The following is a 17,885-nucleotide window of genomic DNA, read 5'->3' as shown; positions in this document are numbered from 1 at the left end:
CAATAACATTTGATTAAAAGGAGTTTTCGAATATGGGTCTGGACAGTAAAATTATGTTGGTTGATGATGCCGCGTTCATGCGTATGACCATCAAAAATTGCCTGACAAAAGCGGGATATACGAATCTGCTTGAAGCCGGAGACGGCGCGCAGGCTGTTGATACGTTTTCAAAGGAGCATCCCGATCTTGTGATTATGGACATTACAATGCCGAATAAGGATGGAATCCAGGCGCTACAGGAGATCAAGGCGCTCGACGGCGGCGCAAAGGTTGTCATGTGTTCCGCGATGGGGCAGGAGGCGATGGTCGTCCAGGCGATCCAGTTTGGCGCGCTTGACTTTATCGTAAAGCCCTTTAAGCCGGATCGTATTTTACAGACTGTTTCAAAAATTCTGGGATAACTGGAGCGCTACATGGAGACTGCCAACCAGTTACAAAGTGTTCTATCTATGATCGGCGCATTGGTCATCTTCATATTGATCCTGGTACTCGCATATTTTGCTACAAAGTATATCGGCCGGCGTTATGGAACCACTGGAGCCAGCGGTGGCCGGTATGTCGAGGTACTGGAACGGGTCGCATTTGGACCAGACCGGGCGTTGTTTGTTGTCAGAACAGGAGGAAAGATTCTGCTGCTGGGCGCGACAGCGCATCATGTTGAGCTGATCACAGAGCTTGATGCTTCCCTTTTTCCGGAGCGGTCCGCTGCGCCGGAGACCCATGCCGATTTTTCGGCGATGTTTCAGGCGCTTTTAAAAAATGGACGCGGCGCAAAGTCAAAGGATGAGAAGGATAAAATGGATGGATAAAGTGAAACGGGAAAAACGGGCGCTGAAAAAGCATCTCAGGCGCTTTTTGCTTTCATCGTTGATCACGGGCTTGTTATTGATTGTGTGCTGTACAATCACCGCACATGCGGCGCCGATGGTGACGGTGGATCTTGGAAGCGGTGATGTATCGGGCAACGCGTTTGGTCTTATTGACATGCTGTTTGTTGTGACGCTGCTCGCCCTTGCTCCATCGATCCTGATCATGATGACGAGTTTTACGCGTATCATTATCGTGTTGTCGTTTTTGCGAAATGCGCTCGGAATTCAGCAGACGCCTCCGAATCAGGTGCTTATTGGCCTCGCGTTGTTTTTAACGCTGTTTATCATGTTTCCTGTGATCGGGCAGATCAACGAGGAAGCATATCAGCCCTACCGTCAAGGTGAGATTACCCAGGAGGAGGCGATAACACGGGGGATCAGGCCGCTGAAGGAATTTATGATCCGCCAGACACGTACTGATGATGTCAACCTGTTCCTTTCCATTGCAAATGAAAAACGGCCGCCCGAACAAGCGATTACTATCCCAGAAGATTTGACAGAATTGGGAATGGAGATTGTGATTCCAGCCTTTATCACCAGCGAGCTGAAACAGGCATTTATGATCGGTTTTGTGTTGTTTATCCCATTTTTGATCATCGATATGGTGGTATCAAGTACGCTGATGTCCATGGGTATGGTGATGCTTCCGCCGTCTATGATCTCTCTGCCCTTCAAAATCATGATGTTTGTTATGGTAGACGGATGGGGCCTGCTGCTTGGGAATCTTGTGCGTGGTTTCAGATGAAAATAGCCGATAAGGAGGGGGACGCATGACACAGGAACAGGTGATGGGCATTTTTCAACAGGCGATCATTCTGGCTTTTAAGCTGGCGGGACCGCTGTTGGCCATCAGTATTATCATTGGTCTTGTGATCGCGATATTCCAGGCGGCGACACAGATCCATGAACAAACCTTGACCTTCGTCCCCAAAGTTGTGGCGATTGCGCTGCTGCTGCTGCTGCTGGGACCATGGATGATCACGATGCTCTCGGATTTTATGCGGAACTTGTTCGGCATGATTCCAACGCTTTAACCTATGCTTGATTCTGTGATGGCGGGACTGCCCGCATATATGCTTGTATTTGTCCGAATGGCCGCGATGATTGGGACCAATCCGCTTCTGTCCCGGCGCAATGTGCCCGCTGCTGTACGCGCAGGGCTGGTTGCGTTGCTGACGTTTCTGATTGCTCCAGGGCTGACAGTTGCGCCAATGGATCAAATGACGCTTGTACTGGCGATGCTCAAGGAGTTTTTGGTTGGCTTCGCCTGTGGTTATGTATTTCAAATTTTTTATTATATGCTTTTTTTTGCAGGCGACTTGATGGATATGCAGTTTGGTCTGTCGATGGCTAAGGTGTTTGATCCTGGTACGAATATGCAGGTATCGGTTTCCGGAAATTTTCTGAATATTTTATTCACTCTGTTTATCTTTGCAACAAATAGCCATCTGTTGCTTGTGCGTATTTTTGCGACTTCATTTCAGATCATTCCAGCAGGCTTTACGCCCTTTTCACCGTATGTTTCCGGTTATATAGCCGATCTGTTCATCGAGGCGTTTTCGCTTGTGCTTCGTTTGGCTCTGCCGTTTATCGCAGTGGAGTTTGTGTTGGAGGTGTCGCTCGGTATTCTGATGAAACTGATCCCGCAGATTCATGTCTTTGTAATCAATTTTCAGCTCAAAGTTTTTTTTAGCCTGATGATGCTTTTGATCTTTGCAGCTCCGCTTTCATCATTTTTGGACAATTATATGAATTATATGTTGGAATGTATTCAAAAGGTTCTGTGGACCTTTACAGGCTGATATAACGAAACGTCGAAAAGGGGGGATAAGCTACGGCGGGGGAGAAAACAGAGAAGGCAACACCCAAGCGAAGAAAGGACGAACGAAAAAAAGGTAATGTTCTTCAAAGCCGTGAGATCGTCGTCGTTTTTTCGCTGATAACGACTTTTTATGGATTTCAACTGCTGTGGCCGCTCTCATATGGAACACTTAAACGTGCCCTGACATCGTTTATTGGCATAACTTCATCGATCGACCGCGTTGGTATGCAGGAAATACGCATCTATTTTATGCAGGGCTGCGTATTTTTTGTACTTTCTGCATTGCCGCTGTTGTTGATTTGCGGTTTGGTTGTGATTATCTGTACAGTAGCACAGACACGCGGCCTTTTTACTATGAAGGCTGCCGCCCCAAAATTCAGCAGGATGAACCCCTTGCAGGGCATTAAAAAGATGTTTTCTCTGCGCGGGGTTGTCGAGCTTTTAAAATCGATTGTTAAGATTATCATCTTAGGTTACATCATCTATAGTTCGCTTGGCGAACGGTTTTTCTTCATGCCCCGCCTGATGGACATGTCCTTCGAACAGGTGTTGGCTTTTACGGGAAGCATCATTCTTGATATTGCTAAAACAGCAGCGATTGTGATGGTATTTGTCGCAGGATTTGATTACCTCTATCAATGGTGGGACTTCGAAAAGAACCTGCGCATGAGTAAGCAGGAATTAAAGGAAGAATTTAAACAGACGGAAGGCGACCCGCAGGTAAAGGGGAAAATCAAGGAGCGTCAGCAACAGCAGGCACGTCAGCGCATGATGCAGAATGTGCCAAATGCGGATGTTGTTATCCGAAACCCGACACACTATGCAGTGGCGATTCAATATAACCCGCATCAGAACCATGCGCCTGTTGTCATTGCAAAAGGTATGGACAGCTTGGCCTTGCGAATTGTCAAGGTCGCTGAGGAGCATGACATCATAACAATGGAAAATAAGCCGTTGGCACGCGGCCTCTATGAAACGGTTGACCTGGACCGGGAAATCCCGGAGCAGTTTTACCAGCCGGTTGCTGAAGTGCTGGCGTTCGTTTATAACTTGAAGAAAAAGGATTTGAAGTAGATTTGAAGCTTTTTAACAATGCGGTTTCGGCGTTTGTCATCGCCGTAATAGCTTTGCTGATCGTCCCGCTTCCGACATGGCTGTTGGACTTTATGTTCATTGCCAATCTGACGATCTCCTTCGTGATCCTGCTCACGACCATGTACATCAGGGAATCGTTGGAATTTTCAATCTACCCCTCGATGCTTCTGATTACCACACTGTTCAGGTTGGCGCTGAACGTTTCCTCCACTCGAAAGATTTTGACGAATGGCGGTTATGCCGGCGAGGTTGTCAAAACATTCGGTGAGTTCGTGATTCAGGGCGATGTCGTCGTTGGTCTGGTGATTTTCCTGATTATCGTTTTGGTCCAGTTTATTGTTATCACTAAGGGTTCCGAGCGTGTCGCTGAGGTTTCTGCGCGTTTCACGCTCGATGCGATGCCCGGAAAGCAAATGGCGATTGACGCCGACCTCAGCTCCGGCTTGATCGATGAGACGCAGGCACGCATTCGCCGTTCAAAAATTCAGCGTGAAGCCGACTTTTTCGGCGCTATGGACGGTGCTACAAAATTTGTCAAAGGCGACGCAATCATGTCGCTCATTACGACCCTGATCAACTTAATTGGCGGTATCATCGTCGGTTTCGTCACAGGGGTCGGTGATTTTGCACAGATTATGGATATCTATTCGGCCGCTACGGTGGGCGATGGATTGATGTCGCAGATTCCTGCGTTGTTGATCTCAGTAGCGACTGGTATGATTGTTACCCGTTCCGCATCAGAATCGAACCTTAACGAGGATGTTGCTAAACAGCTCTTTTCTCAGCCAATGGTGCTTATTATGGCATCCATTGCGATGTTTATGACAACGTTCATTGGATTCCCCAAAAAGCAGGTCATTGTGATGTCAGTGCTGTTGATGGCACTTGGTATTCTGCTTCAGCGCCGTGCTTCGCCGGTGGCGCAGCCAGAGGGGGCCAGTGCAGAAGGGGGCGCGCCGGCGCCGGTTGCGGAGGTTACAAACGAAGCTTCGTTTTATAAAGATATTAACAATGTTTACGGCTTGCTCAATGTTGATCAGGTTTCCATGGAATTTGGTTACAGCTTAATTCCGCTTGTCGATGAAAACAGCGGAGGCAGCTTTGTTGATCGTGTTGTTATGTTCCGTAAGCAGTTTGCACAGGAAATGGGTATGGTATTCCCGTCGGTCCGTTTGAAGGACAGTGGACAGCTTAATCCAAATCAGTATGCTGTCAATATCAAGGGTGAGCAGGTCGCACAGGGCGAGGTACTTGTTGACCACTATCTGGCACTGATACCGGAAAATGGGGAGGATTCTGTTGACGGTATTGAAACAGTTGAGCCGGCCTTTGGTATCCAGGCAAAATGGATCAGTGAGGATAAGCGTGTCCAGGCTGAATTGGCCGGTTATACGCTCATTGATCCGACTTCAGTCATTATTACGCATCTGTCGGAGGTCGTTAAGGCGCATGCGTATGAGCTGTTGAATCGTCAGGAGATCAACAATCTGCTCGCCAATCTGCGTAAGACAAACGAGGCGATTGTCAACGATACGGTTCCGGCGATTGTATCGATTGGCAGCCTGCAAAAGATTCTGTGTAATCTCCTGCGCGAAGGCATTCCAATCCGTGATACAGAAACAATCCTCGAAACGCTCGCCGATTATGGAGCAACAGTCAAGGATATTGACATGTTGACAGAATATGTGCGCCAGTCGCTGCGCCGCACGATTACACATCGCTTTGCCGAGGCGGGGCAGCTCAAGGTAATCAGCCTTGACGCGAATATAGAAAATCAGATCATGGGCGCTGTCAAGAAGGTGGAAAGCGGCTCGTACCTTGCGCTTGACCCACAGACGATTCAAAATATCATCACTGCGACAACGCGGGAAATCGACAAGATCAAGGATCTGGTTCAGGTCCCCATTATCCTTACATCACCGATTGTCCGCGTCTACTTCAAAAAGCTGGTTGATCAATTCTACCTGAATACGGTGGTGTTATCTTTCAGCGAAATTGATTCCGACGCTAAAATACAGGCGTTGGGCAACATCACGATTTAAGTCTTTTCGACACAAGGCGGCGCAGGCCGCCAAAAAATCTGACAGGCGGCTTTAGCTGGAGCGCAAGTGAAATTATGCGCCGGCAAAAGCCTGCTGTGAAGGGAGTGTTGGAAACTGAACACTGCGTTGCAGGAGGAGCGGCAGATTGAAGAGAATCCGGAAGAACTGATGCGCCTTTATAAGGAAACTGGCTCCCAGGAGTTGCGCAACAGGATCGTGATGCATTATAGCTACATAGCAAAGTCGGTTGCGATCGAAATGAACAATATGTTTCATAAATATGCTACAATTGAGGAGATGGTCAATCAAGGGGTGATCGCCTTGATTGACAGCGTTGACCGGTTTGATCCGGACCACGGTGTTAAGTTTTCGACTTATGCGTTTACAAAGGTAAAGGGTGCGATTATTGATTATGTGCGTAAGCAGGATTGGCTGCCCCGCCGCGTGCGTCACAATGCAATCCGCGTCAACAATGCATACAATGACCTGCCCATGAAGCTGGGACGTAATCCAACACGTTCCGAGATGGCAAAGCAGCTCGATATGAGCGAACAGGAATTTGACCAGTGTATCTATGAGATGTCAGGCGAAAGCATATTTTCCTATGAGGCGCTGTTGGCCGACGGACCACAGAACCAGAATATGCTGTGGCCGATGGAGGGCGAAATCGTCAACCCTGAAGGATGTGTTGACGCCAAGGAACTGCGAGAACAGCTTGGTATGGCGATTGACAGCTTGAATGAACAGGAACGGCATGTGCTGTCGCTTTATTATTATGAGAATTTGACAATGAAGGAGATAGGCGGCGTACTCGGCGTCAGCGAGCAGCGCATCGGTCAGATCAATCGAAAGCTGATTCAAAAATTGCGTGACAAGCTTGAACAATATATGAAAGGTTGAATGGACTATGCTGAGAGGATTTTATACAGCGGCATCGGGCGTCCTGATGCAGGAACGCACGCTCAATGTTCTCACGAATAACCTTGTGAACGCACGCACGCCCGGCTTTCGCGCTTCACGTGTCGTCAGCACGACGTTTGAGGATGAATATCTCGTGCGCCTGGAAAAGGGTGCGAGCGGCGCAATCGGTACAGGCGCGCCAGTGCGGATCGTATCGGATGTTCCGACTCTGTTTGATCCAAGTTCTTTGGAGGAAACGGGACGTCCTTATGATCTCGCAATCAATGGCGAAGGCTTCTTTAATATTTTGACAACCGACGCACAGGGCAATGAACGCCAGTATTTGACCCGAAACGGCAACTTCGATGTTGACGAGGAAGGAATGTTGGTGCTACGCGGCCACGGACAGGTGCTTGGAGAAAAAGGGCCTATCCAGCTTGATACGGCCAATTTTACAGTCGATTACAATGGCGATATCTATGATGAAAAAGGCAAGCTGGTCGATAAGGTGCTCATCACGGTTCCGCCGCAGGATGCGGAGCTTGAGGTTGACGCAAACGGGATGTATACGACGCAGGATATGGAGGCGAACACACAGGTCGGCGACGATGTTATGATTGTTCAAGGTTGGACGGAGCGGTCCAACATCAATCCGAATCGTGAAATGGCGCTTGTGATGGAAGCGCAGAGGACCTTCCAGGCGTGCAGTTCGGCCTTGCAGATACTAGACAAGATCAATCAGAAGTCGGCCACACAGATTGCGGCGCTTTAATTGAGCTGAAATTTACAAAAAGGAGTATGGCGCTATGAATATTGCTTTTTATAATGGCGTCTCCGGATTGGTTGCCTACCAACAGGAGATGGACCTTATTTCAAACAATGTGGCCAATGTCAATACAGTCGGGTATAAACCGTCGCGGGCTTCCTTCAGCGATCTTTTGTATACGCAGATGTGGACCAATACCGATGCGCTTGTAAATGCGGGTGGCGACGCTGGCGCACAAGATGCAGAAAACGGAGTTGGCGGCATGACCGACGCGGACGGCATTCATATGCAGGGGCATGGCGTGCGTCTTGCCTATTCGGATTTGGTATTTCGCCCGGGCAACCTGCTGCAAACGGAGCATCCGCTTGACATGGCGATCAAAGGGGATGGCTTTTTTGCTGTTGAACGTGCCAACGGTACGACCGAATACACACGAAATGGTGCGTTTGATATCAGCATCGAAGGAACATCGGGTTATCTTGTTGCAACGGATGGCTCCTATGTGCTCGACGCAAGTGGGAAACGCATCAAGTTGGAACGTGGGAGCGACAATCAATTTGATCTGGCACATCTTCAGGATGAAGTCGGCGTTTATATTTTCCCGAATCCTTATGGCCTTGAGCCGAATACGGGCGGTTTCCGTGAAACGCCTATTTCCGGGGCGCCTACGGTCATTAAAGCTTCGTCGCGCGCTTCGCGTCCATATACCATTGTAACGGGGATGCTCGAACAGTCCGCGGTTGATCTGTCGGAAGAAATGGCAAATATTATTGTCAGTCAAAGGGCATTCCAGTTCAGTGCTAAGATGGTGCAGACAGCGGATCAAATTGAAGACACCGTTAATAATTTGAGATAATAGGAGGATTGCGAATGGCGATTCATGATTATGGTGAATTAGACGATATCCATCTCGACGTATTGCGTGAAATCGGAAATATCGGCTCTGGGAACGCTGCCACCTCTCTGTCGGATATGCTTGCGCGCAGGGTGGATATTGCCGTACCCACAATTAAAATTCTTGATTATGGAGCGGTTACAGAGGAGCTAGGCGGGCCGGAAACTATGATTATTGGCATGTTGCTTTTTTTGGAGGGCGATGTGAATGGTATGATTATGTTTCTGCTCCAAAAAGAGTTTGCCCATATAACCTTGAATGCATTGCTTGGCGAGTCGTTGGAAAGCTTTGCGGAGCTTGGCGAAATGGAATATTCCGCTATGAAAGAAGTCGCAAATATAATGGCGGGTTCCTATGTGAACGCAATCGCGTCCATGACAGGGCTCAACATCAATATTTCGGTGCCGGATGTCAGTATTGATATGCTGGGCGCCATTATCAGTGTGCCTGCGATTTATTATGCAAATATCAGCGATAAAATTATTTTTATTGGTGATGCGTTTAACAGCGATGAGGAGCAGTCTTCCAGTCACATCCTGATGATTCCGGATATGGAATCCCTTGAGAAAATAATGACAAATCTGGGGATAGATTTATGAGTAAGACCATCACGGTAGGTATATCCGACCTGAATATAGCGAAAGCGCCGGATATCCTGGTGACATACGCCTTGGGGTCCTGCGTAGGGATCTGTCTGTATGATCCAATAATAAAGTTGGCAGGGTTGTCCCATATTATGCTTCCCTCCAGTAGTCTGAACAATGATCCAAAACAGGCATATCGGTTTGCAGACACGGCAATTGTTTTGCTTGTAAAAAAGATGGAAATGGCCGGTGCCCGGTCTGTGCGTATGAAGGCTAAAATTGCCGGCGGAGCACAAATGTTTGCGGCAGTTACAAATTCTTCAATTTCCAATATCGGTCAGCGCAATATTGCTGCGGTAAAGGAGACTCTGGCCAAGTTGCGCATTCCGATCATTGCAGACGATACAGGAAAAAATTATGGCCGCACGCTTTACTTTAATGCAGCAGATGGCACAATGCGCATTAAATCAGTTAACAAAGGGGAATGGGTCTGGTAGCGGCTTAGAGCTGCCAAGTTGAGTGTGCAGGGGAGATGAGGAAGATGCGTAAGATATCAAGCATCCGAAAAAAAATTGTTATGAACACGGTTTCGATGGTCATGATTTTATCGGTTGTATTTCTTTGTGTTTTATTTCTGACATCCCGCATTATGACAAATTTGATTCTGCTGGATGTCATGCAGCCTCTGGTGCGGACCGCTTCACAGGCAGTCGAGGCGAATCTGCATGTATTGTCTGACCGGGTCTTTATGATTTCGGATAACCGAGCTTTTACAGACGCCGGCACGACAAAAGATGAAAAGAAGGCTTTGTTGGAGAATGCGGCCTCAGGAATAGAATTTATATCTCTTTCGCTTTATACGCCCGATGGAAAGCTTTATACATCCTATGGCGATGGTGCGCCAGACATTTCCCAGCGTGAGCTGTATCGGCATATGAAGGAAACGGGCGGCTTGGTTGTTGACGATACATCGGTCAATGCGGGAAATTTGCAGGTTGCAATTGGTACGCCTGTCACCGATGCCGATGGAACGGTGGCATACTATTTGGTTGGCGATTATAAATATGATGTGCTTAATGATGTCGTCAGCAATATTAATATCGGCTATACAGGTCGCGCCCTCATGTTCAATCAAGACGGCGTTTTGATGGCGCATTCTAGTGCGGAAAAAGTCAGAGCACAGGAAAACATATATACGGCCTATTCGGGCGGCGACAAACTCAAAAATCTTTTTGAACGTGCAATGACAGGTGAGATCGGCGCGTCCCGTGTCCATATCAATGGAAAAGCCTGTTACATGACGTTTGCGCCTGTACGCGGCACCAATTGGTCGATTGCAATCACGGTTCCGCAGTCGGAGTTTATGGACGCGGGAAACGGCGCGCTTCAGATTACATTGCTGATTACAGTGGCAATGCTGTTCATACTGGTTTTGCGAATCCGGAATTTCTCCGGCCGGATTGCCCATGCGCTTGGAAATGTAACAGATAGAATTCAACTTTTGTCACATGGTGACCTTACCAGTTCGACTGATGTGGTCAGAACGAATGACGAGGTGGAAACGCTTTCACATGCGTTGCGTGAAACGATTGTGGATATCAATGGCTATCTGTCTGAATTGCGCGATGCACTTACACAAATTTCCAATGGAAACCTTGATGTCCAGATTCAAGGTCAGTTTCAGGGCGATTTTGTAGTTATGAAAGAGTCTCTCGACCGGATTATATCTTTCCTGAACAACGCTATGCATGAATTGCAGGATGCTTCGGAGCAGCTCTTAATCGCTTCGCATGGCGTGGCCAATTCTGCGCAGACTGTGAACAGTTCATCCGAGACGCAGGCACATTCCGTTATGCGGCTTAAAGCGGAATCAGAGACAATTTTGCAGAATATCAATGCGGTTAACGATCATGCACAGCAGGCGGAAGCTTTGATGGGTAAAGTGAAAGCACAGCTTGACAATGGTGATCAGCAGATGAAGCAGATGCTGCAATCAATGGATCAGATCAACCAGAATGCGCATGAAATCGGAAAGATATCTAAATTGATGGAGGACATTGCGTTCCAGACCAATATTCTGGCGCTCAATGCGTCTGTGGAAGCGGCCAGGGCTGGCGCGGCTGGTAAAGGTTTCTCGGTGGTTGCACAGGAGGTACGCAACCTGGCAGAAAAAAGCTCCGAATCGGCACAGAAGGCGACGCAGATGCTCGAGCATTCACAGGAGCAAGTTGATGAGGGTTATACATATGCGCAGCAGACTGCTAAAACAATGTCTGATATTGCGGATATCTCCCATGATGTTTCCAAAATCATGGATGGCCTTGTTGATTTTGTGCAGGAGCAAAAGACTGCATTGGACGGTATGGCGGAGGATATCGGCGCCATTTCCGATATTGGCGAGCAAAACTTGTCCGCCAGCGAGCAGGCTGCCGCTGCCAGCCATGAGATGACGCAGCAGGCGCAGGCTTTGCAGGATATCGCGGGGCGCTTCAATCTGAGACAGACGCAGAGCGCCAAACAAATGGAGGAATCAATATGCTGAAAAGGATCATACCAGTTTTATTGGCCGCAGCGGTGATTCTGTCTTTGGGCGGTTGCGGCAAACGCACTGATTCATTAAAGGATGGTTATTATACTGCGCAGATGGCGGAATATAGTCACGGGTGGAAGGAATTTGTAACGCTTTGCGTCAGCAATGGAGAGCTTGTGTCGGTAGAATACAATGCAAAAAATGCAAGCGGCTATATTAAATCGTGGGATATGGCATATATGCGCCAAATGAATAGCATAGCCGGTACATATCCGAATCAATATACCCGTACATATGCCGCCAGCTTCCTGCAATCAGGTGATGTCAATCAGATTGACGCGATTGCAGGTGCATCCTCATCATATAAAACCTTTACAAAGTTGGCTGCATCTGCATTGGAAAATGCAAAGGCGGGTAATTCCGAGGTTGCCATTGTATCGACTGATACCGGTGACTGAGCCAAAAATAAAAAGAAAACCCGGCGTACGCCGGGTTTTCTTTTTATTTAATTGGATGAGGACACACTGTACGGGACGACTTGGAGGAAACGGTATGTGTTGAAGCTGTGTTTTTAACAACCAGAATAATACCTGAGACAATTGGGACGAACACACAGTAGGTCAAAACAGTACGCAGCTGCTCTCCAGTTAGAGGAACCGCACGGAAAATACTGCCCAGTACAGGGTTATAGATAGCCAGATACATTAAAATTGCCGATGCGGCTACCGCGCCAACCAATTTGAGATTATTCAGCGGATTGATGGAAAACAACCCTTTGGTTTCGCTTTTGCATTCAAAAACGTGAATCAATTGCATTAAAACAAGTGCGAGCAGCGCGCCAGTACGGGCAGTCAGAAGATCACCGCTGGAACGGATCAGGGAAACAAATACACCAAGTGTGCACAAGCCGATCAACAGACCCCGGATCATAATGGTAAATCCAAGCCCATTGGAAAAGACGGATTCGTTGGCGCGGCGCGGACGCTGTTGCATCACATCCTTGTCAGGGGGTTCAAGCCCAAGCGCAATGGCAGGCAGGCCGTCTGTAGCGAGATTGACAAGCAAAATCTGGATGGGTAAGAGCGGTACTGGTATTCCCATCAACATAGCAAAGAACATGGTTACAACCTCACCGATGTTGCAGGAAAACAAATATCGAATAAATTTGCGGATATTCCGATAGATCACGCGCCCTTCTTCGACTGCTGCGACAAGGGTTGCAAAGTTGTCGTCGAGCAATATGACAGATGAAGCCTCTTTGGTAACGTCTGTGCCGGTGACGCCCATGGAAACACCGATATCAGCTTCTTTGACAGCCGGCGCATCGTTGACGCCGTCGCCCGTCATCGCAACAGTGTGCCCCTGTTTTTTGAGTGCACGCACAATCCGCAGCTTGTGAGCCGGTGTAACGCGTGCAAATACGGAAACATCGGAAATCATGCGTGCAAGCGCCTCGTCGCTTGTTTCATCGAGTTCACGGCCGGTCATAATCCGGTCGCCAGGTTGATAAATTGTCAGTTCCTCGGCAATTGCCCGCGCCGTAACCGCATGGTCACCTGTGATCATAACTGGACGGATTCCAGCTTCCCGGCACTTGATAACCGCGTCGAAGGCTTCTTTACGCGGCGGATCGATCATTCCAGCCATCCCGGTGAATATCAGATGTTCCTCCCGGGTATCGCCCGCGCCGTCGGCTTCGCGATAAGCGAAGCCGAGTACACGCAGTGCTCGCCGTGCAAGCGCATCGTTTTGTTGAGAAATCTGTGCTTTCATGGCCGGGGTGAGAAGGGAAACGCCGTTTTTGGACAGATAATGCGTACAACGATCCAGCAGGAGATCGGGTGCGCCCTTTGTAAACAGAAGGTATTTCCCATCCTTACGCCGCACACAGACGCTCATCATTTTACGCGCCGAGTCAAAAGGAAGCTCCTTGACCGGCTCATAAGGAAGCTGTTTTCGGAAAACGCCCGATTTGGCCGCTGCGATGAGCAGGGCTGCCTCTGTCGGCTCGCCGTCCGCTATAAAGGCGTCCTTACGGCCTGCCGAGGTGTCAAGCAGGGCATTGTTGCAAAGAACAGCGATGTCAAGGAGCATAGCGGCGCAAGGCCTGTCATAAGCGCGTTTTCCGATTTCAGTTTCACCGGAGGCGGTCCAGAGGACTTTAACAGTCATACGGTTTTCTGTCAGGGTGCCGGTTTTATCAGAACAGATAACATCGGCGCAGCCGAGCGTTTCGACTGCGTGAAGACGGCGGATCAAGGCTTTGCGCTTGACCATGCGTCCAACAGAAAGCGCAAGCGCGATGGTAACAACAGCGGGAAGTCCCTCCGGGATTGCGGCAACGGCAAGGGAAATGCCCGTGAGCAGCATGTTGAAGGGCTCCTCACCGCGTAAAATACCAGTTACAGCAACAACAAGACAGATCACCAGGCATGCGATTCCAATAAGCTTACCCATATGTGCGAGCCGTTTTTGCAGTGGCGTTGGCTGTACCTCTATGGTACCAAGCATATCTGCAATTTTGCCCATTTCAGTCGCCCCGCCCGTTTCGGTCGCACGGCAAACGGCGCGTCCGCGCGTCACGGTAGCCCCCATATAGACACGGTTGGCTTTCTGTGGCGCATCAGGATTTGGAGCCGCATATTTTTCAACCCCAATTGATTCGCCGCTGAGCATGGATTCATCGCAGCTTAAACTGTCGCCGCCAAGCACACAGCCGTCGGCGGGAATCCGGTCTCCGGCCTTTAAACAGAATATATCGCCAGGCACAACCATGCTGGCTGGTATACTTTGGATTTGACCATCACGGATTACGGCTGCATTTGGAGCGGACAGCTCCCCAAGCTTTTCAAGCGTTCGTTCCGTGCGATATTCCTGAAAGAATCCGAGCAGTGCATTTACAAATACAATTGCAATGATCGTCATCGCTTCTGTATATTCGCCCATCAGTGCGGAAACGACGGTTGCGGCCAATAGAATCATAATCATGGCGTCGCGGAATTGACCTGCAAACAATTTAAGCGCGCTTGCTTTTTTGCCGCTTCGGATTTTATTTTCCCCATGCTCCAGAAGGCGTTTTTCGGCCTGCCGGGCCGTCAGTCCCTGGTATTCCTCCATCATGTACGTTCAACCCTTTCCGCATGAATCGCACGGCCTGTAGCCGCGCCGCTCCCACGGTTTACGCGGGTGCTCCCTTTATATTTATTCTGCGGCCGGTCAGGATATGTCGGGACAAAAAGCAGAAGGAGGACCGCGTCTGAGTGCGGCCCTCCTTCTGCTTTTGGGGACAGGGGTACTGTTATTGTGTGATCAGTTCTTCCTGGGAAAGATCGGGATGTGGATTTCCGTTCTTGGTATCCTCCTCTTTTTTATATTCCTTATGCGGCCGTCCGCGGAACAGCAGATAGAAGGTCGGCAGCAGGAGAAGCGTCAAAATGGTGGAAGCTGTCAAACCACCGATGATTACAACTGCCATTCCCTGCATAGCTTCGGAGCCTTCACCGATTCCAAGGCCCATCGGAATCATGGATAAAACCGTTGTCAAGGTCGTCATCAGGATCGGACGCAGACGGCTGCGGCCGGCATAGACAAGGGCCGTTTCGGCATCCATACTGGATCGGTATTGGTTAGCCGTGTCAATGAACAGAATACCGTTATTGATAACCGTACCAACAAGCATCAAAAATCCGATCAAGGACGGCATACTCATTGTAACACCCGACAACAGCATCAGACCAAACGAGCCAATCAGTGAGAATGGAATACAAATCATAACGATAATGGAGAATCTGCACGATTCAAACTGCATGGCCATGACCATAAATACGAGGAACACAGCCGTTGCAATCGCACCAAACAGTGCGCCAAACTCCTCCATCATCTGTTCATCGGCCTGATTCTGTGTGATGGCGACTCCCTGGGGCAGTTCAAGCTCTGCAACCGCATATTTAATCTCGTCGCCGGCTGTCAGAGCCGATGCTGTCGTAGGCTGACCGCTGATTGTGACAATGTATTGATTGTTTTTGCGTTGTATGTTTTGCGGAGCATTGGAATATTCAACTGATGCAATATCGAGTAGCGGGACCTGTTTACCGCTTGGAGAAGTCAAGATCAATCCGGAGAGATCAGAAACCGTTTGGAAACGATCCTTAGGAAACTCGATTCGAATGTCATATTCACGTCCATCGCGGTCCATGGTAGCTGGAGAGGCGCCGGATATCATGTTGTAGACGGTTCCAACCACCTGCTGCGGTGTCATACCGACTGCGGTCGCCTTAATGGGATCGACAACAATCTCAGCCTGGGGATTACCGGAGGTGAGCGTTGAGGAGACGCGGACTATATTGGGATTCTGTCCCATCACCGCTTCAATATCCCTCGACGCCTCACGCAGCAAATCGAGATCATTGCCCTGGAGGTTAACATCGACCGATCCGCCGGATGTAAAGCTCATCATACTCTGCGCGCTGATGCTGATGTCACAGTTGGGGATATCCTTTGTCTGTGCACGCCATTCATCGATCCACTCGTTCGTGCTGCGTTCGCGGTCTGATTTCAGATAAACAGTAAGAGAACCGCTTTCGTTTCCGGTACCAGTCATTGAACCGCCGCCGGCAGTCAAGTAATAGCGTTCGACATCGGGGGACTTTTGGACCATGGATTCCAATTGCGTCATAAGCGCATCCACTTTTTCCAGCTTGAGCCCGGGCTTTGTCTCTACAGAAATCGAAATGGTGCCCTGGTCAATATCCGGCATGAGCTGAAAATGAATGAATGGAAGAAGCATAAACGATCCGACGAGCAGACCGATCGAAATCAGGAGGACAAGCAGTTTGTGCCTGAACGTCTTTTTCAGGAAATTTCCATATGTAATTGTTACCTTATTCAGGACATGGTTGACGTGGGAATCATCCTTCTCCTTTGGCGCGAGCCGGTAAAATAGGAGGGGAACAATCGTAAGCGCCGAGATCAGCGAAGCGGTCAGGGAGAAGATGATCGTAAAGCCAAGCTGGCGGAACATCTGACCTGAAAGCCCCTCTAAAATGCTGATGGGCAGGAATACGACAATCGTAGTAAGCGTGGATGCTGCGACAGACGAGGTGACGATCCGCGCGCCTTCGATGGCAGCGTCATGGAAAGTCATATTGCGTTCCCGTCTTTGGAAGCAGCTTTCCAGAACCACAATTGAGTTATCTACCATCATACCAACGCCAATGACAAGGCCGCCCAAGGAAACAATATTAAAGGAGAAACCAAAGGCGTTCATCAGTATCAGCGTTGTCAAAACAGAAACAGGGATGGAACTGCCAACGATCAGAGAGGCTTTCCAGTCGCCAAAGAAGATAAACAGCACAATCATACAAAGGATGACAGCTGAAATCAGTGTTTTGATAACACTGTTGACCGAACTGCGGATACTGTCGCTCGTGTCGTTGATAACGGACAGCTCGACACCCATATTGCGCGCGTTGATCTGTTCCATTGTCTTGACGACAGCTTCTGTAACCTCAATGGTGCCTGCGCTCTGACGCTTTTTGATACCGAGGCTGACTGTCTCGTTGCCATTATAGCGGCTGATGGAGTCCGAATCAGCGGTTGCATCATAAATCCGTGCGACATCGGACAAATGGATTACCTGGCCCGAACGCAGTGTGATCGGGATATTTCCAAGGCTCTCGACGGTATCGTAGCTGACGCCGCCGCGCAAAGACAAGCTTTGATCACCGCGGTCGATATCGCCGACCGGGATTGAGAAGTCGGCCGCGCCGACAAAACTGGCAATTGTGCTCATATCCAGGCCATATTGTTTGAGCCGCTGCTCATCAAGCTCAATGCTGATATAGTTTTCCTGACCGCCAGAAACATCGACCGATGCAACGCCGCCGAGCTTTTCAAACTCCGGTTTGATCTCCTCGTCGATATAGGAAAGCAGATCGATATCGCCGGTAGCGCGTGCGGACAGCGTAATCGCGCTCATCGAGTTCAGATCCATCTCAATGATGATCGGGTCCTGTGCATCGTCCGGCAGTGCGCCGCTGTACATATTCAGCTTTTCCTGCAAATCCATGTGCGCGACATCCATATTGGTGCCGTATTCAAGCTGAAGCACCATCAAAGAGACGCTGTCCTGCGACACGGATTGGATCGTTTTGATACCGTTCAGTGTGGATACAGAGGATTCCAACTGGCTGGTGACAAGGTCCTCGACTTCTTGGGGACCTGCGCCGGGATAGATTGTCATGACAAGCAAAACCGGCATTTCCATTTCCGGCATCAGCTCAAGCGGAGCGCCTGTGATCGCCGAGAACCCAAATACAATCAATGCCAGGATGATCATAACCATCGAGACAGGGCGTTTTAGTACAAGCTTTGTTAGATTCAT

General features: G+C 49.1%; 15 protein-coding genes and 1 pseudogene. 14 read left to right on the top strand and 2 right to left on the bottom strand.

Annotation, left to right across the window (positions count from 1 at the left end; genetic code table 11):
- The first annotated feature begins 32 nt into the window (after window positions 1-32).
- From FMM72_RS07630 to FMM72_RS07565, 14 genes and pseudogenes are all read left to right on the top strand, one after another.
- Entirely contained in the window at window positions 33-401 is a 369-nt protein-coding gene (locus FMM72_RS07630) for a response regulator (protein ID WP_160208217.1), read from the top strand.
- Window positions 402-413: 12 nt separating this feature from the next.
- Window positions 414-809, top strand: a complete 396-nt coding sequence (locus FMM72_RS07625) for a FliO/MopB family protein (protein WP_162221045.1) — start codon at window positions 414-416, stop codon at window positions 807-809.
- A complete protein-coding gene (fliP, locus tag FMM72_RS07620) occupies window positions 802-1,614 on the top strand; it encodes a flagellar type III secretion system pore protein FliP (protein ID WP_160208219.1) in 813 nt (270 codons plus the stop codon). The genes FMM72_RS07625 and fliP overlap by 8 nt, the downstream gene beginning before the upstream one ends.
- 25 nt (window positions 1,615-1,639) lie before the next feature.
- On the top strand, window positions 1,640-1,903 hold the full coding sequence (gene fliQ / locus FMM72_RS07615; protein WP_162221044.1) for a flagellar biosynthesis protein FliQ: 264 nt from the start codon (window positions 1,640-1,642) through the stop codon (window positions 1,901-1,903).
- Between the two features lie 39 nt (window positions 1,904-1,942).
- On the top strand, window positions 1,943-2,671 hold the full coding sequence (locus tag FMM72_RS07610) for a flagellar biosynthetic protein FliR (RefSeq protein ID WP_243157740.1): 729 nt from the start codon (window positions 1,943-1,945) through the stop codon (window positions 2,669-2,671).
- A 50-nt stretch (window positions 2,672-2,721) separates the two neighbouring features.
- Window positions 2,722-3,765 (top strand): annotated as a pseudogene (flhB, locus tag FMM72_RS07605) (flagellar biosynthesis protein FlhB); the annotation flags it as partial.
- A 2-nt stretch (window positions 3,766-3,767) separates the two neighbouring features.
- Window positions 3,768-5,828, top strand: a complete 2,061-nt coding sequence (flhA, locus tag FMM72_RS07600) for a flagellar biosynthesis protein FlhA (RefSeq protein WP_160208222.1) — start codon at window positions 3,768-3,770, stop codon at window positions 5,826-5,828.
- Between the two features lie 126 nt (window positions 5,829-5,954).
- The gene (locus FMM72_RS07595; protein ID WP_162221042.1) at window positions 5,955-6,728 is read left to right on the top strand and encodes a sigma-70 family RNA polymerase sigma factor; all 774 of its coding nucleotides are present in this window, start codon (window positions 5,955-5,957) and stop codon (window positions 6,726-6,728) included.
- A gap of 7 nt (window positions 6,729-6,735) precedes the next feature.
- Complete coding sequence (locus tag FMM72_RS07590) at window positions 6,736-7,500, top strand: flagellar hook-basal body protein (protein WP_160208224.1); 765 nt, start codon at window positions 6,736-6,738, stop codon at window positions 7,498-7,500.
- Window positions 7,501-7,534: 34 nt separating this feature from the next.
- On the top strand, window positions 7,535-8,350 hold the full coding sequence (locus FMM72_RS07585) for a flagellar hook-basal body protein (protein WP_160208225.1): 816 nt from the start codon (window positions 7,535-7,537) through the stop codon (window positions 8,348-8,350).
- 14 nt (window positions 8,351-8,364) lie between these two features.
- Window positions 8,365-8,988, top strand: coding sequence for a chemotaxis protein CheC (locus FMM72_RS07580; RefSeq protein WP_160208226.1), 624 nt, complete (start codon window positions 8,365-8,367; stop codon window positions 8,986-8,988).
- Window positions 8,985-9,470: a chemotaxis protein CheD gene (locus FMM72_RS07575; RefSeq protein WP_160208227.1), complete on the top strand. Its 486-nt coding sequence runs from the start codon at window positions 8,985-8,987 to the stop codon at window positions 9,468-9,470. The genes FMM72_RS07580 and FMM72_RS07575 overlap by 4 nt, the downstream gene beginning before the upstream one ends.
- 44 nt (window positions 9,471-9,514) lie before the next feature.
- Window positions 9,515-11,515, top strand: a complete 2,001-nt coding sequence (locus FMM72_RS07570; RefSeq protein ID WP_162221041.1) for a methyl-accepting chemotaxis protein — start codon at window positions 9,515-9,517, stop codon at window positions 11,513-11,515.
- Window positions 11,509-11,961, top strand: coding sequence for an FMN-binding protein (locus FMM72_RS07565; RefSeq protein WP_162221040.1), 453 nt, complete (start codon window positions 11,509-11,511; stop codon window positions 11,959-11,961). The genes FMM72_RS07570 and FMM72_RS07565 overlap by 7 nt, the downstream gene beginning before the upstream one ends.
- A 43-nt stretch (window positions 11,962-12,004) precedes the next feature.
- Here FMM72_RS07565 and FMM72_RS07560 read toward each other — a convergent pair whose 3' ends face one another.
- Complete coding sequence (locus FMM72_RS07560) at window positions 12,005-14,623, bottom strand: cation-translocating P-type ATPase (RefSeq protein WP_162221039.1); 2,619 nt, start codon at window positions 14,621-14,623, stop codon at window positions 12,005-12,007.
- Window positions 14,624-14,801: 178 nt separating this feature from the next.
- Window positions 14,802-17,885, bottom strand: a complete 3,084-nt coding sequence (locus FMM72_RS07555; RefSeq protein ID WP_162221038.1) for an efflux RND transporter permease subunit — start codon at window positions 17,883-17,885, stop codon at window positions 14,802-14,804.

It is taken from the genome of Anaerotruncus colihominis (assembly GCF_010206195.1).
Taxonomy (GTDB): domain Bacteria; phylum Bacillota; class Clostridia; order Oscillospirales; family Ruminococcaceae; genus Anaerotruncus; species Anaerotruncus colihominis_A.
This window is presented reverse-complemented; position numbering and strand designations above follow the sequence as displayed.